Annotated in this window: 4 protein-coding genes; 1 reads left to right on the top strand and 3 read right to left on the bottom strand. The window is 72.2% G+C overall.

Annotation, left to right across the window (positions count from 1 at the left end; genetic code table 11):
* Positions 1-35 precede the first annotated feature (35 nt).
* Both FNH04_RS41030 and ssd read right to left on the bottom strand, forming a co-directional pair.
* The gene (locus FNH04_RS41030; protein WP_152791275.1) at positions 36-1,220 is read right to left on the bottom strand and encodes a TadA family conjugal transfer-associated ATPase; all 1,185 of its coding nucleotides are present in this window, start codon (positions 1,218-1,220) and stop codon (positions 36-38) included.
* Positions 1,217-2,311, bottom strand: a complete 1,095-nt coding sequence (ssd, locus tag FNH04_RS41025; protein WP_322725345.1) for a septum site-determining protein Ssd — start codon at positions 2,309-2,311, stop codon at positions 1,217-1,219. Before ssd ends, FNH04_RS41030 begins: the two co-directional genes overlap by 4 nt.
* A gap of 592 nt (positions 2,312-2,903) precedes the next feature.
* Here ssd and FNH04_RS41020 point away from each other — a divergent pair.
* The gene (locus tag FNH04_RS41020; protein WP_152791274.1) at positions 2,904-3,728 is read left to right on the top strand and encodes an HAD family hydrolase; all 825 of its coding nucleotides are present in this window, start codon (positions 2,904-2,906) and stop codon (positions 3,726-3,728) included.
* Positions 3,729-4,183: 455 nt separating this feature from the next.
* Here FNH04_RS41020 and FNH04_RS41015 read toward each other — a convergent pair whose 3' ends face one another.
* Complete coding sequence (locus FNH04_RS41015) at positions 4,184-5,008, bottom strand: Fic family protein (protein ID WP_152791273.1); 825 nt, start codon at positions 5,006-5,008, stop codon at positions 4,184-4,186.
* Positions 5,009-5,038 lie beyond the last annotated feature (30 nt).

The raw sequence follows: 5,038 nt of genomic DNA, 5'->3' as shown, positions 1-5,038 counted from the left end.
GGTCACCCCGGCCGCCGACATCTCGTCGACCCCCGTCACAGCGCTCCGCTCCCTTCCTGAAGCAGCCCCCGCAGCCGCTCCCAGCCCCGCTCGTACGCGAACGCCTCGACGCCCCACCGCAGCGCGGGCACCGTCACCACCAGCCCCGAGGGGTCCCGCTCCAGCACATGCACCTCGGAGATCCGGCGTCTGCCACCGTGGTCACGGACCAGATGAAGGACCACCGAGAGCGCGGCCGCCACCTGGCTGTGCAGGGCCGCCCGATCGAGCCCGGCGGCCGTACCGAGCGCTTCCAGCCGGGCGGGCACCTGGGCCGCCGCGTTGGCGTGCAGGGTCCCGCAGCCGCCCTCGTGGCCCGTGTTGAGGGCAGCCAGCAGCGACACGACCTCGGATCCGCGCACCTCGCCGACGACCAGCCGATCGGGCCTCATCCGCAGCGCCTGCCGCACCAGGTCCTGGAGATCGACGAGTCCCGCACCCTCCTGGTTGGCGGGTCTCCCCTCCAGGCGCACCACGTGCGGGTGGGCGGGGCGCAGCTCCGCCGAGTCCTCGGCGAGCACGATCCGCTCGCCGGGGTCGACGAGCCCCAGCAGCGCGCTCAGCAGCGTGGTCTTCCCCGTACCGGTGCCCCCGCTGATCACATACGACAGGCGGGAGGCGATCAGGGCCCGCAGCACCCCCTCCCCGCCCGGCGGCACCGTCCCCGCCGCCACCAGTTCGCCGAGGGTGAACGCCCGCGGCCGTACGACCCGGAGGGACAGACAGGTGGAGCCCACGGCCACCGGCGGCAGCACCGCGTGCAGGCGTGTGCCGTCCGGGAGCCGTGCGTCCACCCATGGGCGGGCGTCGTCGAGTCTGCGGCCGGCCACCGCCGCCAGGCGCTGCGCCAGCCGCCGCACGGCTGCCGCGTCCGGGAAGGACACCGCCGTCAGCTCCAGGCCGCCGCCCCGGTCGACCCACACCCGGTCGGGCGCCGACACCAGGACGTCGGTGACCGAGGGATCGGCGAGCAGCGGTTCGAGTGGCCCGCTGCCGACCAACTCGGAGCGCAACCGCTCGGCCGCGCCCAGGACCTCGGCGTCCCCGAGCACCCTGCCCCGCTCACGAAGTGCCTGTGCCACGCGCGCGGGGGTCGGTTCCGAGCCGTTCTCGGCGAGCCACCGCCGTACCTCGTTCAGCAAGCCGCAGTCGGTCCCCACCGCCGGATCCCAGCCGCTCATACGACCTCACCCCCGGCCAGCGCCCGGTCCCAGAAGCCCGTGCAGAAGCGCGCGAGCTGCCCACGGGCAGCCCCTCCCGGGGGCGCGCCGCCGTCCAGGAGGCCGGTCTCCACGGGCACCTCGCCGACCAGCGGCAGCCCGAGCAGGCGTGCCACCTCGCTGTCGTCCAGCCCCGGCGCGTACGGGCCCCGTACCGTCACCCGCAGATCGCGCAGGACCATCCCGAAGGCGGAGGCCACGCGCGCGGACGCGGCGATCGCGCGAAGTTCGGCGGGGACGACCAGCAGGCCGACGTCGACCTGGGCGAGGGCCTCGGCGACGCCCTCGTCGATCCTGCGCGGCAGATCCACGACCACCGCTCCGCCTCGCCGCCGGCCGGCGGCGAGGACGGCTCGTACGGCCTGGGGCGGGATGGCGACCGCGTCACCTCGGTCCCAGCTGAGCACTCTGAGGGAGTGCAGTTCGGGCAGCGACTCCTCCAGTGCCCCGCCGCCGACCCGGCCGCGCGAGGCGGCGAACGCCGGCCAGCGCAGCCCCTCGGCCGCCTCGCCACCCAGCAGGACATCGAGTCCGCCGCCCAGCGGATCCGCGTCCACCAGGAGGGTGCGCCTGCCCTGCCGAGCGGAGGTGACCGCCAGCGCGCAGGCCAGCGTGGACGCCCCGGCACCGCCCCGGCCACCGATCACGCCGACGGTCAGGGCCGGTCTGCCCACCCCCTCGGCGACGTCGGCGATGCGGTCGACGAGCCACTGCTCGCCGTCCGGCAGCATCAGCACGTGGTCCGCGCCGATCTCCACCGCCCGCCGCCAGACCCCGGAGTCGTCCTGGTCCCGGCCGACCAGCACCACGCCTCGTCTGCGCACGGCGCCTCGTACACGCCGTACGGCGTCGTCGCCGACGAGGACGAGCGGCGCCGCCTCCCAGCTGCCCCTGCCCTGCGGCACCCCGTGGTGGACCTCGGGTCTGGCGCCCGCGGCCGCGCACAGGCGCAGCAGGTCGTCCAGCAGTTCCACGTCCTCAGTGACGATCAACGGCCTGCCCTGCCGCCCTTCGGCGGCGGGCGGCAGGTCGTTCACGACGGCTCCCGCCACGATCCAGCCCCCTTCGCTGCTTTGCGCGGTGCCCGCGGCGCCCTCTGCGGCCCCGCGAATCCCGCCCGTGCTGAAGGCCCGTGCGCAGTACCGGCGACCGGCCTTCAAATGAACGGCCGATAGGAACCGGCCAAACGCGCACCGACAAACCGAACCGGCCATGAACTCGCCGCGGTCGGAGCGCGTGGGAATCACGGTGCAGCGATCCGGGAAATCGTGTGGATCTTGGTGGATAACTGTGGACAACCCAGTGGTTGTGGATATCGCCATCACCCATACAGGCGACCTGTGGATGATCCCCTCAGCGCAGCGCGACGGCTACGCAGCGTGACGAATCATGTGCGGAAGCCGAGGAGTGGCCGCACCGGCCCGAGACGGCCGGACGGTCAGGGAAGAAGAGAGGAAAACCCACCCGGACATGCGACGACCCCCGCCGGGGGGGAGAGCGGGGGTCGTCCCCACGGCCGACTCGGGGGGGGAGGAGTCGGGCCGGGTTAGCACGGTCGCGAACGATCCGTGACTTCCATGGTGTACCCGAGAGCCCTCTGAGGCAAACCCACGCGCCCCACACTAGCCCGAATGGCGGGCGCATATGCTCGGGCTCGTGGAAAACCACTCCTTGCCTCGCACAGCGGCCTTCTTTGACCTGGACAAGACGGTCATTGCGAAGTCGAGCACGCTCACCTTCAGCAAGTCGTTCTACCAGGGTGGTCTGATCAACCGCAGAGCCGCCTTGCGTACCGCATATGCCCAGTTCGTCTTCCTCGCGGGCGGCGCCGACCACGACCAGATGGAGCGCATGCGCAAGTACCTGTCCGCGCTGTGCCGCGGCTGGAACGTCCAACAGGTGAAGGAGATCGTCGCCGAGACCCTTCATGACCTGATCGACCCGATCATCTACGACGAGGCGGCCTCCCTCATCGAGGAGCACCACACCGCCGGGCGCGACGTCGTCATCGTCTCCACGTCCGGCGCCGAGGTGGTCGAGCCCATCGGCGAGCTCCTCGGGGCGGACCGCGTGGTGGCCACCCGCATGGTCGTGGGCGACGACGGCTGCTTCACGGGCGAGGTGGAGTACTACGCCTACGGCCCGACCAAGGCAGAGGCGATCAAGGAGCTGGCCGAGTCCGAGGGGTACGACCTCTCGCGCTGCTACGCCTACAGCGACTCCGCGACGGATCTGCCGATGCTGCAGACCGTCGGACACCCGTACGCGGTGAACCCGGACCGCGCGCTGCGCCGCGAGGCACTCGCGCGCGGGTGGCCGATCCTGGACTTCCACCACCCGGTACGGCTGAAGCAGCGGCTGTCCGTGCCGCCGCGCCCCGCGCTCGTCGCGGCCGCGGCCATAGGCGCCGCGGCCGCGACGGCTGGGCTCGTCTGGTACGCGAGCCGACGCCGGCCGGCCGCCACCTGATCACGGGCCACCCGATCACCGGCCACCTGATCACCGGCCGGCATGCCGTCGGTCGGCTGTCGTCGACCGGCATAGAGACGCCCGTTTCAATCCTCTTTGAAGGTAAAAGTAAAGAAGCGCATCCGGGGGTTCCGCTTGCCCGGGTCCTGGAGTACAAAGGAGTCAACGGCCCGCGAGACCAAAGGACATCCGAAAGGAACGCCTTTAATACCGCATTTTGGCCCCACGGACCGAGCATGAACATTGGGCACCCACGCGACGTCGACCCGTCGATTACGGGCCAGCCGCACCAGGTGACGGGCCAAGTTCCCGACCTGATGGGCGATATATCGAGGACGCTTGGTAACCCGGTGAACATGCCAGCGGCGGTACGAGTACTCGTACCGCCGCAACCCTGTTCAGGGCCCTCCTCGGAGGGCCCTTTCTGCTGAGCGAAGGCGCTGGGGGCGCCGAGGTCACGCCGCCCCGCGTTGCAGCGCCTCGCACACCGCCGTCGACTCCCGGGCCCCGAGTTCCACCGCCCTGCCGCAGTGGGCGATCCAGGCGGCCACCCCCTCAGGGGTTCCGGAGACATAGCCCTCGAGGGCGGCGACATAGGCCGCGCGACCGAGTTCGGCGTGGCCGACCTCCGCCGGGCAGACCGACTTGGGGTCGAGGCCGCTGCCCACCAGGACAACACGTTCGGCCGCGCGCGCGACGAGGCCGTTGTGGGAGCCGAAGGGACGCAGGGCGAGCAGTTCGCCGTGGACGACGGCCGCGGTCACCAGGGCGGGGGCCGAACTGCCCGCGATGATCAGCCCGGAGAGCCCGTCGAGGCGGCCGGAGACCTCAGCAGCGTCCGGCAGCGGCAGTTCGACGAGCGGCTCGTCGACCGGCTCGCCGTCCTGGCGCGGACGCCCCACGCGCGGGTCACTACCTGCCCCCGCCACCAGGTGCAGCCGGGCCAGTACCCGAAGGGGCGACTGCCGCCAGATGGACAGCAGTTGGCCCGCCTCGGCGGTCAGCCTGAGGGCGGCGCCCATCACCCGGGCCTCGTCGTCACCGCTGAAGTCCGTGCGGCGGCGCACCTCTTCGAGAGCCCAGTCGGCGCCGCTCAGCGCGCCGGAACCGCGCGAGCCGCGCAGCGCCGCCTCGGAGGTGATCTCGTTGCTGCGGCGGCGCATGATCCGGTGTCCGTAGACCCGGTCCACGGCCTTGCGCACGGACTCCACGGATTCGGCCACACCGGGGAGCGCCCCCAGGGCCGCGAGCGGATCGGCGGTCGCGCCTGTCGTACTCATGATGACGACCCTACGCGCCCCCTGCCGTGC

Origin of the sequence: Streptomyces phyllanthi (assembly GCF_009377205.1) — a bacterium.
Lineage (GTDB): Bacteria > Actinomycetota > Actinomycetes > Streptomycetales > Streptomycetaceae > Streptomyces > Streptomyces phyllanthi.
The sequence above is the reverse complement of the archived record's forward strand: the minus strand, read 5'-3'. Positions and strand labels throughout refer to the sequence as shown.